This window comes from Mycolicibacter engbaekii (assembly GCF_002101585.1).
In the GTDB taxonomy this organism is placed as follows: Bacteria; Actinomycetota; Actinomycetes; order Mycobacteriales; family Mycobacteriaceae; genus Mycobacterium; species Mycobacterium engbaekii.
In genome coordinates, this window is record NZ_LQOT01000021.1 from 1 (window position 1) to 19,594 (window position 19,594).

Below are 19,594 nucleotides of genomic sequence, written 5' to 3' on the forward strand. Positions count from 1 at the left end.
GTTGCTGATTCTTCCTGCCCGAACACCGGGCATCAGAGTCGCACAACAACTGGACCACTACGAGGGGCTCACCTCACAACGGCGGCGCGCCGCGGCCATTCTGGAACGTCGGCGGAAAATCGCAGAACGTAAGAAAGCCGAGGCACAAGAGCGCGAGACCCGTCTTAAGCAGGCTGAGGAAGCTCAACGACGAGCGATCGCGCGACAGAAGGTCGAACGTAGAAGGCAGGAGGCCGAACGTCGAAGGCGGGTAGAAGAACTCGGCGAATCCGCTGTCAAACTCATCGAACGGGCAGAATCAGCGTCGGAAAGGGTCGTGAGGACCGAGGCTGCCTCCATGGGGTGGCTCGGTGACCCGGGCGAACTAGATTTCAGCCCCGACATCACGATGATCACCGCGAATGTAGAGGCCAGCGCGCATCTGCGCAGGCTGGCAAACGAACTCAAAGCGCTGCCCGAGCAGACCGATGCGGACCGGGAGCGCCTCGACGCCGCAAAGCGCAGCGCCGAGAAATTGTGGCGGCGAGCTAACACTCGCGTAAAGCTCCTTGAGGAATGTGCGGCACAGGCACGCCGTATCGATGAATCCCTGAAGCAGGAACGCGAGCGTGCACGCATCGCCCAGCAACGTGAAGAAATAGCCAGTCGACTGGATGCGGCGCTGTACGGCGCCGCTGCCCCAGCGGATGGCCCATCGTCGGACAATGCCGACGAGGTGACCGCCCTCGTGGCGGCCTATAAGGAGCTCAAGCAGTCCCTTGAGCTCGACCGTAAGCGCCCAAGTGATGACGAGGACTCCACGGATACGCCGGCCGGGAACAGCTCGTCATGGGGTGTTCTTGCCCCTGTCAATCGAGCATGGCACTGGGCTTTCGGATGAGGCTGGAACCTCCACCCCCTTTCGCCCCCTACCCCAGCACCTTCCCGTAGGTCTGCCGACCCATCAGATAAGTGGCCTCCACAGCCACGTCACGCAGTTCGTCCGGCGGAACCCGGCGGGGGTTGTGCGACAGCACCACCAGATCGGCGTACTTGCCGGCTTCCAGGCTGCCGATCTCGGTGTTCAGCCGCAGTTGCCGGGCGGCGTTGAGGGTCTGCGCCCCTTGACGACGCGCTACGTCAGGTCGTCGTGGTCGCCGCGCGCCCAAGCCGCGTGGCGGTCCGCGGAGAATCGGACCGCGGCCACCGCATCGGAGTCGATCGTGTTGGTGTGCAGCCCGTAGATGCGGTCGAAGCGCAGCTGTTCCATCGATGCGGCCATCCGCTGGGCGACCGCCGCGGACAGCGGAATCCGGTTCGGATAGCTGCGCAGGAAGGCCACGGTGCGCCGGTCGGGGTTGGGAAAGACGGTGTCGCCCACCAGAAGCACCCCGCGCCCTGCGGCACCGGCGTCCCAGCACGCGACGGAGCTGCCCGGAAAGTGGCCGCCGATCTGAACCACGGTCAACCCGTCAGCGAGCTCAAGGCGGCCCGACCAGTATCGGATCAACGGGTCCGGGCGCATCACCCACTGCCGGTCTGCGGCGTTGACATACACGGGCACTCCGCCGAGCCGTCGGCCCCACTCCACTTGGGCGCCGAACATGTGGGGGTGGCTGGCGACGACGCCGAGCACCGGCCCGTGTTCGAGCGCCGCGGCGACCCCGGCGTCGTCGACGAACCCCGAGGGGTCCCACAGCATGTTGCCGCCGCTGGTGCACACCAGCTTGCCCAACTGACCGATGCCGAGCGGTGGATCAGCGCCGATCCCGATCAGCCCGGGTTCGAGTTCACAGGTGTAGGACCGCATCCCCTCGGCGGCCAGGGCGTCCAGGGTGGCCCAGTGCTGGCCGTCGGATGGCACCCATTGCCGGTCGTCCGCGCAGATCGCACACACCTGCGGCGTGGCATCGTGTTCGACACCGCACGTCCGGCACAGCCAGAACTCCGATGCCGGCACGGGTCAGACCGTGAAACCGACTGCGCGCATCATTTCGCGGCCCTCGTCGGTGATCTTGTCCGGCCCCCAGGCGGGCTCCCAGACCCAGTTGACGTCGGCCTTCTTGACCAAACCGGCGCCCACCGTGGCGTTCTGGATCTGTTCGACGATCATGTCCTGCAGCGGGCAGGCCGGTGAGGTGAGGGTCATGGTGACGACCGCGGCCGGACCGTCTTCGTCCTGCCGGACCGACAGGTCATACATCAGGCCCAGGTCCACGACATTGATGCCGATCTCGGGGTCGATGACGTCGTGCATGGATTCCTCGAGTTCGGCGAGCAGCTCGTCCGGCCCCAATTCGCTCATCGGTTCATCTCCTGGGTTGAGACACTGGCGGCGGCCAGTTCCTGTTCTTCTGTCTTCGAAAGCGCCTGTGCCAGCGCATCTTTGAATGCCATCCAGCCAAGCAGTGCGCATTTGACCCGCGCCGGGTACTTGGCCACCCCGGCGAACGCGATGCCGTCGCCGAGCACATCCTCGTCGCCTTCCACGGTGCCGCGTGAGGACACCATCTCGTGGAACGCATCGAACGTCGCCAACGCCTGATCCACGCTCAAGCCGATCACCTGGCTGGCCAGCACCGAGGTCGCGGCCTGCGAGATAGAGCAGCCCTGCCCGTCGTAGGAGACGTCGGCGATCTGCTCCCCGTCGAGCGCCACCCGCAGCGTCAGCTCGTCACCGCAGGTGGGGTTGACGTGGTGCACCTGGGCGCCGAAGGGCTCACGCAGACCGCGATGCTGCGGATGTTTGTAGTGATCGAGGATCACCTCTTGATAGAACTGCTCAAGACGCAACGTCTCACACTCCCCCGAAGAATTCCACGGCCCGGCGAACACCCGCCAGCAGGCGCTCCACCTCCTCAGCGGTGTTGTACACCGCGAACGAGGCGCGGGCGGTGGCGGCAACATTGAACTTGCGGTGCAACGGCATTGCGCAGTGGTGACCCACCCGGACCGCGACACCGTCATCGTCGAGCACCTGCCCGACGTCGTGCGCGTGCACCCCGTCGATCACGAACGACACCGGCGAGCCGCGGTCGACGGTGGTGGTCGGCCCGACGATACGCACGCCGGGAATGCCAGCGAGGCCTTCGAGGGCGGCGGCCACCAGCTCACGCTCGTGAGCGGCCACCACATCCATTCCGATCGCATCCAGATACCGCGCGGCCGCGGCCAGCCCGACCACCTGTGAGGTCATCGGCGTGCCCGCCTCGAAGCGTTGTGGCGCCGGCGCGTAGGTGCTCGACGCCATGGTCACCGTCTCGATCATCGATCCACCGGTGAGGAACGGGGGCAGCGCGGCCAGCAGCTCCCGGCGCGCGTAGAGCACGCCGATCCCGTTGGGCCCCAGCATCTTGTGCCCGGAGAATGCCGCGAAGTCGACCCCGAGCGCGTGGAAGTCGACGGGCTGGTGCGGAACCGACTGGCAGGCGTCCAGCACGGTGAGCGCGCCGACTGCGCGGGCCCGCGACACCAGTTCGGCGACCGGGGCAAGCGCGCCGGTCACGTTGGAGTGGTGCGTGAACGCAACGACTTTGACCCGCTCATCGAGTTGCAGCGAGTCCAGGTCGATGCGCCCCTCAGGCGTGACCTCGTACCACTGCAGGGTGGCGCCGGTGCGCCGCGCCAGCTCCTGCCAGGGAATCAGATTGGCGTGGTGTTCCAGTTCGGTGGTGACGATGACGTCACCCGGGCCGACCGCCGCCTCGAAGCGGTCGTCGCCGAGCACATAGGACACCAGATTCAGCGACTCGGTGGCGTTCTTGGTGAACACCAGCTCGTCCGGCTCGGCGCCGACGAAGCGTGCGATCGCGGACCGGCCGTCCTCGTAGGCGTCGGTGGCCTCCTCCATCAGCTGGTGCGCGCCGCGGTGCACCGCGCCGTTGGAGGTCAGCAGGAACTCCCGCTCGGCGTCGAGCACCGGCAGCGGGCGCTGCGAGGTGGCCCCGGAGTCCAGGTAGGCCAGCCGGCTTCCGCCGCGCATGACACGGTTCAGGATCGGGAAATCGGCCCTGATCGCCTCCAGGTCCGGTGCCGCAGGACCCCTGACCGACAACGTCGTGTCCGACGCCGTCATGTCAGGCTCCCGCCCCTGCCGCCGGTTCGTGGGTGAAGCGCTCGTAGCCCTTCTCTTCCAGCTCGTCGGCCAGCTCGGGTCCGCCGGACTCGACGATCCGCCCGCCGGCGAAGACGTGCACGAACTGCGGCTGGATGTAGCGCAGGATTCGGGTGTAGTGGGTGATGACCAGCACGCCGCCGTGCTCGGTCTCCTGGTAACGGTTGACCCCCTCGCTGACCACCCGCAGCGCGTCGACGTCCAGCCCGGAGTCGGTCTCGTCGAGGATCGCGATCTTGGGCTTGAGCAGGCTCAACTGGAGGATCTCGTGGCGCTTCTTCTCGCCACCGGAGAAGCCCTCGTTGACGTTGCGTTCGGCGAACGCGGAGTCGATGCCCAGCTCGGCGAACGCCGCCCGCTGCTCCTTGATCCAGGTCCGCAGCTTCGGCGCCTCTCCGCGCACGGCGGTCACCGCGGTGCGCAGGAAGTTCGACATCGACACCCCCGGCACCTCGACCGGATATTGCATGGCCAGGAACAGTCCCGCGCGTGCACGCTCGTCGACGGTCATCGCCAGCACGTCTTCACCGTCGAGGGTGATCGACCCGGACGTCACGGTGTACTTGGGGTGGCCGGCGATCGCGTAGGACAGCGTGGACTTGCCCGACCCGTTCGGCCCCATCAGGGCATGCGTCTCACCGGAGTTCACCGTCAGGTCCACACCGTGCAGGATCGGAATGTCGGCCGCGCCGTCGTCGCCGGCGCCGCCGGGCGACACACTCACATGCAGGCCCTTGATTTCCAGTGTGCTCATTGCTGATTCGTGTCCTTAGCTGATGCGTTGAGATTTACTTGTTCTCGGTGACCGCGAGTTCGCGCTCGACGGCTTCGGTGAGGCGCTCCTGCACGGCCGGCACCGGGATCTTGGCGATGATCTCGCCGAAGAAGCCGCGCACGATCAGGCGCCGGGCCTGTTCTTCGGGGATGCCGCGGGCCTGCAGGTAGAACAACTGGAGGTCGTCGAATCGTCCGGTCGCACTGGCGTGTCCGGCCTGCACGATCTCCCCGGTCTCGATCTCCAGGTTGGGTATCGAATCGGCCCGGGCGCCGTCGGCCAGCACCAGGTTGCGGTTCACCTCGAAGGTGTCGGTGCCGACCCCGCTCGCGCGGATCAGCACGTCGCCGACCCAGACGGTGTGGGCGTCGGGCAGTCCGGAGCCGGGATCGCCCTGCAGGGCTCCCTTGTAGAGCACGTTGGACCGGCAGTGCGGCTGAGCGTGGTCGACCAGCAGCCGCGATTCGAGGTGCTGACCGGCGTCGGCGAAGTACAGCCCGAGCAGTTCGGCGTCCCCGCCCGGGCCGTCGAACCGGACCCGTCCGCTCAGCCGCACCAGTTCCCCACCCAACAGCACGGCACTGTGCCGCAACACGGCGTCCTTGCCCAGCGCCGCGTGGTGGGCGCTGACATGCACCAGATCCGCGGCGCCGTCGGCGATCCACACCACGGTCAGCTGCGCCCCGTCGCCGACCACGAATTCGACGTTGTCGGCGTAGGTTCCGCTGCCCCGTACGTCGATCACCACGGTGGCTCGCGACAGTTCCTCGGCGCGCAGCTGTAGGTGGCCGTAGGCCGTCGCTGCCGTGCCGGGGCCCGTCACGGTGATCGTGATGGGCTCCTCGACGTCGGCACCCTTGGGCACGGTCACCACGGTTGCGTCGCGGAACGACGAGAATGCTTGTGCTGCAACCCGGTCCGCGGGAACACCCGCCGCACCGAGCCTGTCGTCGCCGCGCTGGACGATCTCGGTCCGCACCACGCCGGCGCCCTGGACTTCGATTCCGGCGGAGGCGTCGGCGACCGCGGAGCCGTCGTGCAGGCCGCGCAGCCGGCGCAGCGGCGTGAAGCGCCAGGCCTCGTCGCGGCCCTGCGGCACCTCGAAGGCCTGCACGTCGAAGGAGGTGAACTGCATTCCCTTGTGGACGCCTTCGGCCGCGGCGGTCAGCCCGGCCGTCGAGGCGGGCCGTACTTCAGTCGAGGCCACTAGCCCACCGAGCCTTCCATCTGCAGCTGGATCAGCTTGTTGAGTTCCAGCGCGTACTCCATCGGGAGCTCCTTGGCGATCGGCTCGATGAACCCGCGCACCACCATCGCCATCGCCTCGTCCTCGGTCAGGCCGCGACTCATCAGGTAGAACAGCTGGTTCTCGCTGACCTTGGACACGGTCGCCTCGTGGCCGACGGTGACGTCGTCCTCACGGATGTCGACGTAGGGGTAGGTGTCGCTGCGGCTGACGTTGTCGACCAGCAGCGCATCGCATTTCACGCTCGACTTGGCTCCGTGCGCGCCCTTGTGGATCTCCACCAGGCCGCGGTACGAGGACCGGCCTCCGCCGCGCGACACCGACTTGGAGACGATGTTGCTCGAGGTGTTCGGCGCCAGGTGCAGCATCTTGGCGCCGGTGTCCTGGTGCTGGTCCTCGCCGGCGAAAGCCACCGAGAGCACCTCGCCCTTGGCGTGCTCGCCGGTCATCCAGACCGCCGGGTACTTCATGGTGACCTTGGAACCGATGTTGCCGTCGACCCATTCCATGGTGGCGCCCGCCTCGGCCCGGGCCCGCTTGGTGACCAGGTTGTAGACGTTGACCGACCAGTTCTGGATGGTGGTGTAGCGGCAGCGGCCGCCCGGCTTGACCACGATCTCCACCACCGCGGAGTGCAGCGAGTCCGAGGTGTACACCGGCGCGGTGCAGCCCTCGATGTAGTGCACGTAGGCGTCTTCGTCGATGATCATCAGCGTGCGCTCGAACTGGCCCATGTTCTCGGTGTTGATCCGGAAGTAGGCCTGCAGCGGGATGTCGACGTGCACCCCCTTGGGCACGTAGATGAACGATCCCCCACTCCAGACGGCGGTGTTGAGCGCGGAGAACTTGTTGTCGCCGGCCGGGATCACCGTGCCGAAGTACTCGCGGAACAGCTCCTCGTGCTCCCGCAGTGCGGTGTCGGTGTCGAGGAAGATGACGCCCTGTTCCTCAAGGTCTTCGCGGATCTTGTGGTAGACGACCTCGGACTCGTACTGAGCCGCCACACCGCCGATGTAGCGCTGCTTCTCGGCCTCCGGGATGCCCAGCCGGTCATAGGTGTTGCGGATGTCGTCGGGCAGGTCGTCCCAGGTCTGGGCCTGCTTCTCGGTGGAACGCACGAAGTACTTGATGTTCTCGAAGTCGATGCCGGACAGATCCGAACCCCAATGGGGCATCGGCTTCTTCATGAAGGTCCGGTAGGCACGCAGCCGGGCCTGCAACATCCATTCCGGCTCGTTCTTCTTCGCCGAGATGTCGCGCACCACGTCCTCGGACAGGCCACGCTGGGCGGCGGCGCCCGCGACATCGGTGTCGGCCCAGCCGTATTCGTACCGGCCCAGTGACGCGATCGTTTCGTCCTGGGTCGGCTCCGCTGCGGCGGTGGCCTCCGGCGTGAGTGTCATGATGACGCTCCTTCGGTGCTCGTGATGGCTTCGGCGCAGGGTGTGCGGCGAAGGTCGATCGGTGCTGCTAATGCTGTTTTGTGACGGCCCCGACCGCGCTGGACTTGCCGGCCTTTCCGGCTTTGGCGTTGCGGATGGTCAGCGGTACATGCGTGGTGCAGACGTAGCCGCCGTCGGCGATGGTTGCCAGCCGCTGCACGTGCGTGCCCAGGACCTCGGCCATCGCCTGCCGCTCGGCGCTGCACAACTCCGGGAACTCCTTGGCGACGTTGGCCACCGGGCAGTGGTGCTGCAGGATCTGCACGCCGGGAACCCCGCCCTGAACCCGTGCGGTGGTGGCGGCGTACCCGGCCTCGGTCAACGCACCGGCGATCCGCTGCGCGGTGGCTTCCAGATCGCCGTCGTCTCCGGCGCCGTCAGCCGCCGCGGCCGCGACCTTGGCCAGGATCGCGTCGATGCGCTGCCGGGCGAAGGCCACCACCGCGTCCTCCCCGCCGATCTCGCGCAGTTGACGCATGGCCGCCACCGCCAGGTCGTCGTAGCGGTGCCCCAGCTTGCTGCGGCCGGCCTCGGTGAGCTGAAACCGCTTCGCCGGCCGCCCGCGGCCCACCTGCTGCCAGGATGCCGCCGCATGCGCCTCGGCGTCGCCCAGCTCGATCAGGGCGTCGAGGTGGCGGCGTACCCCCGCCGCCGACAGACCCAACCGGGCCCCGATCTCGCCCGCGGTGATCGATCCGGACTCCATGAGCAGGCGCACCACCGCATGCCGGGTGTCATGGCCGCCCGCGAGCTCGGCGGCCACCGGGGTGCCCACCGCAACCGCATCGCCGGAGCCAGCGCCGGCGGCATCGGTTGCGGCCTTCACCTCGGCCTCGAATTTCACAACACCAGTGTGACGCAATTCCAGGGCCCGGTCTACAAAGGGTTACCTCAGTTCGGCGCCGCTCGGCCGTTGCGCTGATCACACTCCGCCCGGCAGCCCGGCGGGCCCGGTCAGGGCAGAGCGGCCGTTACGCTGCTGGGATGGCAGCCCGACGGCATTCGTTGAGCTCGTCGATCGCGCATCTGCACGGCGACGAGCGCACCGTGGGCTCACCGCTCAACCCCGCCGAGCTGGTCGCACTCCGGCGAACCCGGCTTTTCGGCGCCACCGGAACGGTCCTGATGGCGATCGGGGCGCTCGGCGCCGGGGCGCGGCCGGTGGTGCAGGACCCGACCTTCGGGGTCCGGCTGCTCAACCTGCCCTCGCGGTTGCAGACCGTGGCCCTGACCATGACCACCACCGGCGCGGTGATGATGGCGCTGGCGTGGCTGATGCTCGGTCGGTTCGCCCTGGGGCGGCGACGGATGTCGCGCAGCCAGCTCGATCGCACCCTGCTGCTGTGGATGCTGCCACTGCTGGTCGCCCCGCCGATGTACAGCAAGGACGTCTACTCCTACCTGGCCCAGAGCCAGATATCCCGGCTGGGCCTGGACCCCTACCGTGTGGGCCCGGCACCGGCCCTGGGCCTCGACCACGTGTTCACGCTGTCGGTGCCCAGCCTCTGGCGGGAGACCCCGGCGCCCTACGGGCCGCTGTTCTTGTGGATCGGCCGCGGAATCTCGGCGCTGACCGGCGAGAACATCGTCACCGCGGTGTTGTGCCACCGGGTGGTGGTGCTGATCGGGGTAGGCATGATCGTGTGGGCGGTGCCCAGGCTGGCGGCGCGCTGCGGGGTGGCCGAGGTCAGCGCAATGTGGCTCGGCGCCGCCAATCCGCTGCTGCTCATGCACCTGGTCGCCGGGATCCACAACGAGGCCCTGATGCTCGGCCTGATGCTCACCGGCACGGAGTTCGCCCTGCGCGGGATCACCGCCGCCCAGCCGCTGCTGCCGCGCCCGACCCAGGCAGCCCCGCTGACCTTGCGGGACTGGGTGCCACTGGCCGAACTTGTCGCCGGCGCCGTGCTGATCGCGCTGTCATCGCAGGTCAAGCTGCCCTCACTGCTGGCGCTGGGCTTCGTCACGATGGCGCTGGGCTGGCGGCTGGGCGGCGATCTCCGCGCGTTCGTGCTGGCCAGCACCAGCATGTCCGCCCTGGCCGCGGCGGTGATGGGCTTGATCGGCTGGGCCAGCGGGCTGGGTTTTGGTTGGGTCTTCACCCTGGGTACCGCCAACGTGGTGCGCAGCTGGATGTCCCCACCGACGCTGATCGCCCTCGGCACCGGTCAAGTCGGCATCCTGCTGGGACTGGGCGATCACACCACCGCGGTGCTGTCGCTCACCCGTGCCATCGGCGTGCTGATCATCGGGGTGCTGGTGGTGTGGCTGCTGTTGGTGGTGTTCCACGGCCGGCTGCATCCGGTGGGCGGGCTCGGCGTCGCGCTGGGCATCACCGTCCTGCTGTTCCCGGTCGTGCAACCCTGGTATCTGCTCTGGGCGATCATCCCGCTGGCCGCCTGGGCGACCCGGCCGAACTTCCGGATCGCGGTGATCGCGGTCACGCTGGTGGTGGGCATCTTCGGCCCGACGGCCAACGGCGATCGCTTCGCGCTGTTCCAGATCGTGGACGCCACCCTGGCCAGCGCAGTCGTGGTGCTGGTGTTGTTGCTGGCGACCTACCGGCGCCTGCCGTGGCGCGAGTTGCCGGCCCAAGCCGAACGCCCGAACGACGACGCACCGGCCGTGGAACCCACCCCGCGCCCGGCCGCTGTCACCGACGCCTACGCTGATTCTCCGTGAACTCAGCTGTCGCGGTGCGCTTATGCGGGGTGCGCAAGCGCTACGGGACCGGTCCGTCTGCGATCGAAGCGGTCGCCGGCCTGGATTTCGAGGTCCAGACCGCCGAAGTGTTCGCCCTGCTGGGGCCCAACGGCGCCGGCAAGACGACCACGGTCGAGATGTGCGAGGGCTTCGTCCGCCCCGACGCCGGGACCATCGAGGTGCTCGGCCTGGACCCGGTGGCCGACAACGACCGGCTGCGCGCACGCATCGGGGTCATGCTGCAAGGCGGCGGCGCTTACCCGGCCGCCCGCGCCGGGGAGATGCTCAAACTGGTGGCGTCGTATTCGGCCAACCCGCTCGACCCGCAATGGCTGCTGGACACTCTCGGCCTGACCGATGCGGCGCGCACCACCTACCGGCGGCTCTCCGGAGGCCAACAGCAGCGACTCGCCTTGGCCTGCGCCCTGGTGGGCCGCCCGGAGCTGGTGTTTCTCGACGAGCCGACCGCGGGCATGGACGCCCACGCCCGCCTGCTGGTGTGGGAGCTGATCGACGCGCTGCGCCGCGACGGCGTGACGGTGGTGCTGACCACACACCATCTGCGCGAGGCCGAGGAACTGGCCGACCGGCTGCTGATCATCGACCACGGCGCGGTGGTTGCCGCAGGCACCCCTGCGGAGTTGACCCGCAGCGGCGCCCAGGGACAGCTGCGGTTCACCGCACCGCCGCGGTTGGATCTGTCGTTGCTGGTCACGGCATTGCCGGAGGGTTACCGGGCCAGCGAAGTGCTGCCCGGGGAGTACCTCGTAGAGGGCACGGTGGACCCCCAGGTGCTCGCCACGGTGACGTCGTGGTGCGCCCGGCTGGACGTGCTGGCCACCCAGCTGCGGGTGGAGCAGCGCAGCCTGGAGGACGTGTTCTTGGAACTGACCGGACGGGAGCTGCGCCCATGAGTCGCACGAACACCGAGCAGGTCTTCGCGCCGGGCACCTTCGCCCCCGACCCGCGTCCGGCGGGCGTGCCCGCGATGCTGGCCGCACAGTTCCGGTTGGAGCTGACCCTGCTGCTGCGCAACGGCGAGCAGCTGCTGTTGACCATGTTCATCCCGATCACGCTGCTGATCGGACTCACCGTGCTGCCGCTGGGCCCGTTCGGCGAGGGGCACGCCCAGCGCGCCACCACCGTGCTGCCGGTGATCATGTCGCTGGCGGTGATCGCCACCGCGTTCACCGGGCAGGCGATCGCGGTGGCATTCGACCGGCGTTACGGGGCCCTCAAACGTCTGGGCGCCACCGCGCTGCCGGTGTGGGGCATCATCGCCGGCAAGTCCCTGTCGGTGGCCACCGTGGTTCTGCTGCAGTCCGTGCTGCTCGGGGCCATCGGCGCCGTCTTGGGCTGGCGGCCGACGGTGGCCGGCCTGTGCCTGGGGGCGGTGATCATCGCCCTGGGGACCGCGTGCTTTGCCGCCCTGGGGCTGCTGCTCGGCGGCAGCCTGCGTGCCGAGATCGTGCTGGCCGGCGCCAACTTGATGTGGTTCGTGTTCGGCGGCTTCTCCGCGTTGACCGTGGAGACCGAACTGGTTCCCGGCGCGGTCCGCTGGCTGGCCCGGCTGACCCCCTCGGGGGCGCTGACCGAAGCCCTGGCGCAGGCGCTGAGCGTCTCCGTCGACTGGTTCGGCATCGCGGTGGTGGCGGTCTGGGGCGTGCTCGCCGCCGTCGGCGCGGTGCGCTGGTTCCGCTTCAGCTGACCTACTACGGGATGTAGTTACCGATCCTCTACGATCAGGCCCGTGGGACGGTTCCTGATGCGCCTGGTGGACCTGCTGCCCGAACCGGGCCTGCGCACCCAGCGGTGGCTGGCCGCCGCGGTGGTCTTCACCCAGGGATTCATCGCGGTGACCGGCGCGGTCGTCCGCGTCACCGCCTCCGGTCTGGGCTGCCCGACCTGGCCGCAGTGCTTCCCGGGCAGCTATGTCCCGGTCGCGGTTTCGGAGGTGCCGCGGATCCACCAAGCCATCGAATTCGGCAACCGCATGGTCACCTTCGCGGTCGTGATCACCGCGGCGCTGGCCGTGCTGGCCGTGATCCGGGCCCGGCGGCGCACCGAGGTGCTGGTCTACGCCTGGCTGATGCCCGGGTCGACGGTGCTGCAGGCGGTGATCGGCGGGATCACCGTGCGCACCGGCCTGGCCTGGTGGACGGTGGCGGTGCACCTGCTGGTCTCGATGCTCATGGTGTGGCTGGCGGTGCAGTTCTACGCCAAGGTCGGTCAGCCCGACGACGCGTCGGCGGTGGTGGTCTATCGGATCCCGGCGCCGCTGCGGGTCCTTACGGCGCTGTGTGCCGTCGCCCTGGCCGCGGTGCTGGTGACCGGCACCCTGGTGACCGCAGCCGGCCCCCATGCCGGCGACAAGAGCGCGGCCCGCACGGTGGCCCGCCTCAAGGTGGAGATCGCCACCCTGGCCCACCTGCACGAGTCGTTGCTGATCGGGTTCCTCGGGCTGCTGGTCGGCCTGGCCTTTGGGCTCGCCGCGGTGCACGCGGCAAAGCCGGTGACCCGCCGGCTGGCGCTGGTGGTCGCCCTGGCGTTGGGCCAGGGGCTGATCGGTGTCGTTCAGTACTTCACCGGGGTGCCGGCCGTGCTGGTCACCCTGCACGTCGCGGGCGCGGTGCTGGTTACCGGCGCGACCGCGTCGCTATGGGCGTCGCTGCGCGAGCGGACCCAGCCCCAACCGCTCTAGCGCCGCGGCGACCTCCACGGCGAACCGGCGCTGCGCCCGGTCGCGTTCCTCGGCGGCGAGCTCGTGCCAGCCCAGGTCCGGCGCAATCAGATCCAGGCTCACCAGGCGCGCATCGACTGCCGTGCCGGCGACGTCGGCGCGTGCGTAGAGCAACTCCTCGATCCGGATGCTCAAGCGTTCGGCGGCCGCCCGCAGCGCCCACCGCCCGACGTCCCACAGTTCGAAATCCGGGTCCGAGCCGGCGGCGCCGAAGGCATGCGACCGGCCGGCGCCGAAGAACACCAGGGTGCTCAGCTCGTCCGGCCGCCCGCCCGGCGCCGTCGGCACCCCGTCGCACTGCAAGTCCGCCAGGTAGCGGCGATTGGCGTTCCAGGCGACGGCTTCCGGCGGGTTCAGCAGATTTGCCACCCGGGTGGTCCACGCCAGGAATTCGGCGTGCCGCGCCGGGTCGCCGGCTGTGCGCAGGATCACCAGGTCGGCTTCCAGGGTTTCCGGATCGTCCCAGGGCAACAGCCGGGCATGCAGCCCCCGGTGCCGCAACGCCGCGACCAGGCCGGCGTCGCCTTCGGCGGCCGCCGACTGGTGTGCGCTCTCGTGATGGCCGTGCCGTGAGTCGACCGCCAGCACGATGCGCGGGTGGAAGATGTCGGGCCGGGCCAACTTCATGCAGACCTCACACTCGGAGATGATAGTCACCATGTACGCCGTGGAAGTGGCCGCGACCGGTGGCCCTGAGGTCTTGAACTACGTCGAGAAGCCACAGCCCTCCCCTGCCTCCGGCCAGGTGTTGATCCGGGTCGAGGCCGTGGGGGTCAACTTCATCGACACGTACTTCCGGTCGGGCATCTACCCCGCCGAACTGCCGTTCGTGGTGGGCAATGAGGCCGCGGGCACGGTGGCCGAGGTCGGCGCGGGAGTGACCGCGCTGCGCGTCGGCGACCGCGTGGTGACAGCGGCCGCCACCGGCGCTTACGCCCAATACTGCACGGCGCCAGCGGCTTTGACCGCGCCGATCCCAGACGGCCTGGACGCCGGGGTGGCCGCCGCCGCACTGCTGAAGGGCTTGACGGCGCACTATCTGATCACGTCGGTGTATCCGGTACAGCCCGGCGACACCGTGTTGCTGCACGCCGGAGCCGGTGGTGTGGGGTTGATCCTGACCCAATGGGCCACCGCGCTGGGCGCTCGGGTGATCACCACGGTCTCCAGTGCGGACAAAGCGCAGTTGTCCCGCCAGGCCGGCGCCGTGGAGGTTCTCGACTACCCCGGCGCGGGTCCCGAGGAGGCGGCGGCGTTCGGCGCCAAGGTCAAGACGTTGACTGATGGCGGCGTGGTGGCCGTCTATGACGGGGTGGGTGCGGCGACGTTCGACGCCAGCTTGGCCAGCCTGGCCGTGCGGGGCACCCTGGCGCTGTTCGGCGCCGCCAGCGGTCCGGTGCCGCCGGTCGACCCCCAGCGGCTCAATGCGGCGGGTTCGGTCTACCTGACGCGGCCCAACCTGGCCCACTTCACCCGGACCGCCGCCGAGTTCACCTGGCGTGCCGGCGAACTGTTCGAGGCGATCGGCAACGGCACCGTCGCGGTGACGGTGAGCCGGCGCTACCCGCTGGCCGACGCCGCCCAGGCGCATCGGGACCTGCAGGCCCGCCGCACGGTCGGTTCCCTGGTGCTCGAGGCCTAGGAGCCGTCCCAGGTCTCGGGCAGCAACGGAAGCCGCGGACCGTCGCCCAACTCGGCTGCGGCCAGGTGGGTCAGACCGGTGGGCCGGGGCTCGCCGGTGCCTGCGGCCCCGGCGCGGCCCAGTTCGCCGGCGCCCCGATCGGACACCGGGGCCGGCTCCCAGTCCGGGATCACCCCGACCGTCAGGTCCATGACTTCATTTCCGTGGCCGGGACGGGTCACGCGTCGCCGCTGGCGCCTGGTCCGCGCCTGCGCGGCTGCGGCGGCCGGGCTGGTCTCTGGGGTCGGCCGCTTCTTCTGGGCGCCCTCCGCCGCCTGGGCATGCGCTCCGATGCCCGAGCCGTAGTCGATGCGCGGTCCGCCGCCGATCAGGTAGGGGTACAGCGGGATCGCCGCCGGTGCGGTGGCCGGCGGCGTCGCCGCCGCGGGCGCCGGAGCCGCAGGGGCCGAAGTCCCGGCGGGCGGTGCCCCTCCCGGTGGCGGTGCGGCCGCCACGGCCGGGGCACCGGTGGTCACCATCGGGGGGCCGGCCACCGGGCTCACCGGACCGGCCGCAGCAGCAGCGTCCGGTAGGGGAACCGGCTGCGCCAACCCAGCCAGGCCCGACAGGCCACCGACAGGCGCCACCACCATCGCACCCGCCGCGGCGGCCATCGCCGCCGGCTGGCTTACCGCCTGCAGCAACTGAGCGATATGGGTCGGCCAGTCGAACAACACCAGGGCCACGAAATACTGCAGCGCCGGGATGATCTGAGTCGGGTCCTGGGTGATCATCAGGAAGTCCTGGTACAGCTCCAGAGTTCGCACGAGATACCAGATCGGTTGGGTGGCATCGACGTAGAGCTCGTAGTCCAGGCCGTTGAGCGCTCCGGCGGCTGGATCCCAATTGATCCCGAAGTTCTGCAGGAAATCCGCCATGGCGATCGTCAGGGCATTGGGGATGGTGTCGAGCCCTGGTCGGCCAGAATCTATTCCCAGGCTCTTCAGCAGCGGCTCGAGGAAATCGAGTAGGCCCTGCAGCGGATTCTCGGTGATCGGCTGCGACGGCCACACCGACACCGCCGGCCGCTGGATCGGGGCCGCGGGAGTGACGGTGTGGGTCGCTGCCAGCGAGGCCTCAGAGGCCACCTGATAGGCCGCCATGGTGGTGGCGGCCTGCACCCACATGCGGAAGTAGTCGGCCTCGTTGGCGGCGATGGGAATGGTGTTGATCCCGAAGAAGTTCGTGGCCACCAGCACCGCATGGGTGGCGTGGTTGGCAGCCAACTCCGCCAGCGTGGGCATCGCCGCCAGCGCGGCGGTGTAGGCCGCTGCCACCTCCTGGTGGGCGGCCGCCATCCGGGCGCCGTCGGCGCTGGCGCGGTACAGCCACTCCAGATACGGCTGGTGGGCGGCCTGGTACTGCTCAGCGGCGGCGCCGCGCCACAGCCCCGCGGCCACCGATCCCAGCAGCGTGCTCAGGTCCTCGGCGGTCGCCGTGTAGAGCGCACTCAACGACGACCACGCACCCGCGGCGGCGAGCAGCGGACCGGGCCCGGGACCCGCACTGAGCAGCGTCGAGTGCACCTCAGGAGGAGACGCCATCCACACCGGGCCCAACACAAGAATTCACTGTAGCGAATCTTAAGTTTCGGGTCACCGAACTCCTGGCGCGAAATCGCGGGGGTTCGCCGGGGCGGCGAAACCTAGAACAGGGTGGGCAGGCCGATCACCGAGTCCACCGCCAGCGCACAGAAGACCAGCGCCAGGTAATTGTTGGACTGCAGGAACAGCCGCAGAGGTTTGACCGGCTCACCACGCCGGACCCCCGCGTAGAGCTGGTGGGCCATGGCCAGGAACCAGGCACCGGCCAGAACCGCGACCGCCGCGTACAGCCACCCCGCAGCGGGTACCAACGCCAACGTCGCGAGCACCGTGGCCCAGGTGTAGACCACGATCCGGTGGGTGACGACGCGCTCGCTGGCGACCACCGGCAGCATGGGCACCCCGGCCGCCGCGTAGTCCTCCTTGTAGCGCATCGCCAGCGCCCAGGTGTGCGGCGGCGTCCAGAAGAAGATCACCAGGAACATCACCAGCGCCTGCCAGCCGATGGTGCCGGTGACCGCCGACCAACCGATCACCACGGGCATGCAGCCGGCCGCGCCGCCCCACACCACGTTTTGGGAGGTGCGCCGCTTGAGCATCATCGAGTAGACGAACACGTAGAAGGCGATGGTGGCCATCGCCAGCAGGCCCGAGATCAGGTTCGTGGTGCGCCACAACCAGACGAACGAAGCGGCGCCGAGCCCCAGGCTGAACACCAGAGCGCTGCGGGTCGGCACGGCGTCGCGCGCCAGCGGGCGAAGCGCCGTGCGCTTCATCACCTTGTCGATGTCGGCGTCGACGACGCAGTTCAGCGCATTGGCACTGGCGGCGGCCAGCATCCCGCCGATCAGCGTGTTGAAGATCAGCAGCGGATTGACCGTGCCACGGTCCGCCAGCAGCATCGCCGGAATAGTCGTGACCAGCAGCAACTCGATGATCCGCGGCTTGGTCAGGGACAGATACGCCAACAACGTGTTGCGCATGGCGCGTATTCGGCGCGGCTGAGCGCGCTCCCGAATACTCACGTGATGACTCCTACGATGGCAGCTGCGACGCCAGCTTCTACTACGGACGATGGTAGACCGCCTGGCCGGGTCGTCCGAATCGCAGGGTCGATTCCTTGGGAATCCACACCACTACCGGACCTGCAATACCGCACACGCTCGCATTAGGCTGAGACCGAAGCCCGGCTTGTTCTGAAGACCTATCGCGAAGATGAGGACCGTACGTTCGTGACCACTGCTGCAGAGATCTCCGCTCTTACCCGCCCGCACCACCCCGGCGACTGGGCCGAGATCGACACCCTCGCCGTAGACACCGCCCGGGTGCTGGCGGCCGATGCGGTGCAGAAGGTCGGAAACGGCCATCCGGGCACCGCGATGAGCCTGGCGCCGCTGGCCTACACGCTGTTTCAGCGGGTGATGCGCCACGACCCGTCCGACACCGCATGGCTGGGCCGTGACCGGTTCGTGCTGTCCTGCGGGCACTCCAGCCTGACCCTCTACATCCAGCTGTACCTCGGCGGCTTCGGGCTGGAACTGGCCGACATCGAGGCACTGCGCACCTGGGGGTCCAAGACCCCGGGCCACCCGGAATTCCGGCACACCAAGGGTGTGGAGATCACCACCGGACCGCTCGGCCAGGGACTTGCCTCAGCGGTCGGGATGGCCATGGCCGCACGCTATGAGCGCGGGCTGTTCGACCCCGATGCCGCACCCGGGACGAGCCCGTTCGACCACTTCGTCTACGTGATCGCCTCCGACGGCGACATCCAGGAAGGCGTCACCAGTGAGGCCTCGTCGCTGGCCGGCGTCCAGCAGCTGGGCAACCTCATCGTGTTCTACGACCACAACAAGATCTCCATCGAAGACGACACCGCGATCGCGTTCTGCGAGGACACCGCGGCCCGGTACCGGTCCTACGGCTGGCACGTTCAGGAGGTCGAGGGCGGCGAGAACGTGACCGGCATCGAGGAGGCGATCGCGGCGGCCAAGGCCGTCACCGACAAGCCGTCGTTCATCTCGCTGCGCACCATCATCGGCTTCCCGTCCCCGGGCAAGATGAACACGGGCACCATCCACGGTTCGGCGCTGGGCGCCGACGAGGTCGCCGCCACCAAGACCGCGCTCGGTTTCGACCCGGACAAGAGCTTCGACGTCCGCGAGGACGTCCTCACCCACACCCGCCAGCTGGTGGGGCGCGGCAAGCAGGCGCACGCCGAATGGCAGGAGCAGTTCGAAGCCTGGGCGGCTCGCGAGCCGGAGCGCAAAGCCCTGCTGGACCGGTTGCTCGCCGGGCAGCTGCCGCAGGGCTGGGATGCCGAGCTGCCGTCCTGGGAGCCGGGATCCAAGGCCGTCGCCACCCGCGCCGCATCCGGCAAGGTGCTCAATGCGCTGGGCCCCAAGCTTCCCGAATTGTGGGGCGGCTCAGCTGATCTGGCGGGCAGCAACAACACCACCATCGACGGCGTCAAATCCTTCGGGCCGGCGTCGATCTCCACCGACGAATACACCGCCGACCCGTACGGCCGCACCCTGCACTTCGGTATCCGTGAGCACGCGATGGGCGCGATCCTGTCCGGGATCGTGCTGCACGGGCCCACCCGGGCCTACGGCGGCACCTTCCTGCAGTTCTCCGACTACATGCGGCCCGCGGTGCGACTGGCCGCACTGATGGACATCGACCCGATCTACGTCTGGACCCATGACTCGATCGGGCTCGGCGAAGACGGCCCCACCCACCAGCCGATCGAGCACCTGGCGGCGTTGCGCGCCATCCCCCGGCTGTCGGTGGTGCGGCCCGCAGACGCCAACGAGACGGCCTACGCCTGGCGCACCGTGCTGGCGCGCGGCGCCGACAGCGGTCCGGTCGGATTGATCCTGACCCGGCAGAACGTGCCGATCCTGGAGGGCACCGACGCCGAGGGCGTGGCGCGCGGCGGGTACGTGCTGGGCGGCCTGGACGCCGAAACCGACGAACCCGACGTGCTGCTGATCGCCACCGGTTCGGAGGTGCAGCTGGCGGTTGAGGCGCAGAAGCTGTTGGCGGACAAGGACATCATCGCGCGCGTGGTGTCGATGACGTGTCTGGAATGGTTCGAGTCGCAGCCGGCCGATTACCGGGACACGGTGCTGCCGCCCTCGGTCTCGGCGCGCGTGGCCGTGGAGGCCGGCATCGCGCAGTGCTGGCACAAGATCGTCGGCGACACCGGCGAGATCGTGTCGATCGAGCACTACGGCGAGTCCGCCGATTACCAGACTCTTTTCCGCGAGTTCGGTCTGACCGCGGAGGCCGTTGTCGCCGCCGCTGAGCGGACCCTGGAAAACTGACGTCGATCGCCCGCACAGCGGTCGATTGAGAAGGAGCGCAA

18 protein-coding genes and 1 pseudogene are annotated in these 19,594 nt (G+C 68.9%); 7 read left to right on the forward strand and 12 right to left on the reverse strand.

Annotated features, from left to right (window positions below):
- Positions 1-880, forward strand: a pseudogene (locus tag AWC02_RS21845) (hypothetical protein); the annotation flags it as partial.
- Positions 881-908: 28 nt separating this feature from the next.
- On the opposite strand, the gene AWC02_RS21160 reads toward AWC02_RS21845, so the two are convergent.
- From AWC02_RS21160 to AWC02_RS05490, 9 genes are all read right to left on the reverse strand, one after another.
- Positions 909-1,148, reverse strand: a complete 240-nt coding sequence (locus tag AWC02_RS21160) for an amidohydrolase family protein (RefSeq protein ID WP_419179203.1) — start codon at positions 1,146-1,148, stop codon at positions 909-911.
- Entirely contained in the window at positions 1,115-1,939 is an 825-nt protein-coding gene (locus tag AWC02_RS21165) for an MBL fold metallo-hydrolase (protein ID WP_207568000.1), read from the reverse strand. The genes AWC02_RS21160 and AWC02_RS21165 overlap by 34 nt, the downstream gene beginning before the upstream one ends.
- A gap of 3 nt (positions 1,940-1,942) precedes the next feature.
- Complete coding sequence (locus tag AWC02_RS05460) at positions 1,943-2,284, reverse strand: metal-sulfur cluster assembly factor (RefSeq protein WP_076050108.1); 342 nt, start codon at positions 2,282-2,284, stop codon at positions 1,943-1,945.
- Entirely contained in the window at positions 2,281-2,772 is a 492-nt protein-coding gene (gene sufU / locus AWC02_RS05465; protein ID WP_085127773.1) for a Fe-S cluster assembly sulfur transfer protein SufU, read from the reverse strand. The genes AWC02_RS05460 and sufU overlap by 4 nt, the downstream gene beginning before the upstream one ends.
- A 4-nt stretch (positions 2,773-2,776) precedes the next feature.
- Positions 2,777-4,054 (reverse strand): cysteine desulfurase, encoded by a 1,278-nt coding sequence (locus AWC02_RS05470; RefSeq protein ID WP_085127774.1) that lies wholly within the window; start codon positions 4,052-4,054, stop codon positions 2,777-2,779.
- Between the two features lies 1 nt (position 4,055).
- Positions 4,056-4,847: a Fe-S cluster assembly ATPase SufC gene (sufC, locus tag AWC02_RS05475; RefSeq protein WP_085127775.1), complete on the reverse strand. Its 792-nt coding sequence runs from the start codon at positions 4,845-4,847 to the stop codon at positions 4,056-4,058.
- Between the two features lie 34 nt (positions 4,848-4,881).
- A complete protein-coding gene (gene sufD / locus AWC02_RS05480) occupies positions 4,882-6,003 on the reverse strand; it encodes a Fe-S cluster assembly protein SufD (protein ID WP_085127854.1) in 1,122 nt (373 codons plus the stop codon).
- Positions 6,004-6,074: 71 nt separating this feature from the next.
- Positions 6,075-7,517: a Fe-S cluster assembly protein SufB gene (gene sufB, locus AWC02_RS05485; RefSeq protein WP_085127776.1), complete on the reverse strand. Its 1,443-nt coding sequence runs from the start codon at positions 7,515-7,517 to the stop codon at positions 6,075-6,077.
- Between the two features lie 67 nt (positions 7,518-7,584).
- Positions 7,585-8,400 carry a helix-turn-helix transcriptional regulator gene (locus AWC02_RS05490; RefSeq protein WP_085127777.1) on the reverse strand — a complete coding sequence of 272 codons (816 nt, stop codon included), beginning with the start codon at positions 8,398-8,400 and terminating at the stop codon, positions 7,585-7,587.
- A 140-nt stretch (positions 8,401-8,540) separates the two neighbouring features.
- Between AWC02_RS05490 and mptB the strand changes: the two genes are divergently transcribed.
- The 4 genes from mptB to AWC02_RS05510 are packed head-to-tail and all read left to right on the forward strand — an operon-like array spanning position 8,541 to position 12,960.
- The gene (mptB, locus tag AWC02_RS05495; protein ID WP_085127778.1) at positions 8,541-10,238 is read left to right on the forward strand and encodes a polyprenol phosphomannose-dependent alpha 1,6 mannosyltransferase MptB; all 1,698 of its coding nucleotides are present in this window, start codon (positions 8,541-8,543) and stop codon (positions 10,236-10,238) included.
- On the forward strand, positions 10,235-11,173 hold the full coding sequence (locus AWC02_RS05500; protein ID WP_085127779.1) for an ABC transporter ATP-binding protein: 939 nt from the start codon (positions 10,235-10,237) through the stop codon (positions 11,171-11,173). Before mptB ends, AWC02_RS05500 begins: the two co-directional genes overlap by 4 nt.
- Positions 11,170-11,967, forward strand: a complete 798-nt coding sequence (locus AWC02_RS05505; RefSeq protein WP_085127780.1) for an ABC transporter permease — start codon at positions 11,170-11,172, stop codon at positions 11,965-11,967. Before AWC02_RS05500 ends, AWC02_RS05505 begins: the two co-directional genes overlap by 4 nt.
- A 57-nt stretch (positions 11,968-12,024) precedes the next feature.
- Positions 12,025-12,960, forward strand: coding sequence for a COX15/CtaA family protein (locus AWC02_RS05510; protein ID WP_085127855.1), 936 nt, complete (start codon positions 12,025-12,027; stop codon positions 12,958-12,960).
- On the opposite strand, the gene AWC02_RS05515 is transcribed toward AWC02_RS05510, so the two are convergent.
- Entirely contained in the window at positions 12,916-13,626 is a 711-nt protein-coding gene (locus AWC02_RS05515; protein WP_085127857.1) for an ATP-grasp domain-containing protein, read from the reverse strand. The two genes, AWC02_RS05510 and AWC02_RS05515, sit on opposite strands and share 45 nt — an antisense overlap.
- Before the next feature lie 31 nt (positions 13,627-13,657).
- Here AWC02_RS05515 and AWC02_RS05520 point away from each other — a divergent pair, with 31 nt between their 5' ends.
- Positions 13,658-14,641, forward strand: coding sequence for a quinone oxidoreductase family protein (locus AWC02_RS05520; protein WP_085127781.1), 984 nt, complete (start codon positions 13,658-13,660; stop codon positions 14,639-14,641).
- Here AWC02_RS05520 and AWC02_RS05525 read toward each other — a convergent pair.
- A complete protein-coding gene (locus AWC02_RS05525) occupies positions 14,638-16,242 on the reverse strand; it encodes a PPE family protein (protein WP_109560883.1) in 1,605 nt (534 codons plus the stop codon). The two genes, AWC02_RS05520 and AWC02_RS05525, sit on opposite strands and share 4 nt — an antisense overlap.
- 83 nt (positions 16,243-16,325) lie before the next feature.
- Positions 16,326-17,249 carry a heme o synthase gene (locus tag AWC02_RS05530; RefSeq protein WP_085127782.1) on the reverse strand — a complete coding sequence of 308 codons (924 nt, stop codon included), beginning with the start codon at positions 17,247-17,249 and terminating at the stop codon, positions 16,326-16,328.
- A 207-nt stretch (positions 17,250-17,456) separates the two neighbouring features.
- On the opposite strand from AWC02_RS05530, the gene tkt reads away from it, so the two are divergent.
- On the forward strand, positions 17,457-19,553 hold the full coding sequence (gene tkt, locus AWC02_RS05535; protein WP_085127783.1) for a transketolase: 2,097 nt from the start codon (positions 17,457-17,459) through the stop codon (positions 19,551-19,553).
- Positions 19,554-19,594: the final 41 nt, after the last annotated feature.

Bases quoted from the DNA above. Each gene is read 5' to 3' on its own strand.
- AWC02_RS05460 (WP_076050108.1), bottom strand. From the start codon at position 2,284: ATGAGCGAATTGGGGCCGGACGAGCTGCTCGCCGAACTCGAGGAATCC.
- AWC02_RS05470 (WP_085127774.1), bottom strand. From the start codon at position 4,054: ATGACGGCGTCGGACACGACGTTGTCGGTCAGGGGTCCTGCGGCACCG.
- sufC (WP_085127775.1), bottom strand. From the start codon at position 4,847: ATGAGCACACTGGAAATCAAGGGCCTGCATGTGAGTGTGTCGCCCGGC.
- sufD (WP_085127854.1), bottom strand. From the start codon at position 6,003: ATGCAGTTCACCTCCTTCGACGTGCAGGCCTTCGAGGTGCCGCAGGGC.
- sufB (WP_085127776.1), bottom strand. From the start codon at position 7,517: ATGACACTCACGCCGGAGGCCACCGCCGCAGCGGAGCCGACCCAGGAC.
- mptB (WP_085127778.1), top strand. From the start codon at position 8,541: ATGGCAGCCCGACGGCATTCGTTGAGCTCGTCGATCGCGCATCTGCAC.
- AWC02_RS05505 (WP_085127780.1), top strand. From the start codon at position 11,170: ATGAGTCGCACGAACACCGAGCAGGTCTTCGCGCCGGGCACCTTCGCC.
- AWC02_RS05510 (WP_085127855.1), top strand. From the start codon at position 12,025: ATGCGCCTGGTGGACCTGCTGCCCGAACCGGGCCTGCGCACCCAGCGG.
- AWC02_RS05515 (WP_085127857.1), bottom strand. From the start codon at position 13,626: ATGAAGTTGGCCCGGCCCGACATCTTCCACCCGCGCATCGTGCTGGCG.
- AWC02_RS05520 (WP_085127781.1), top strand. From the start codon at position 13,658: ATGTACGCCGTGGAAGTGGCCGCGACCGGTGGCCCTGAGGTCTTGAAC.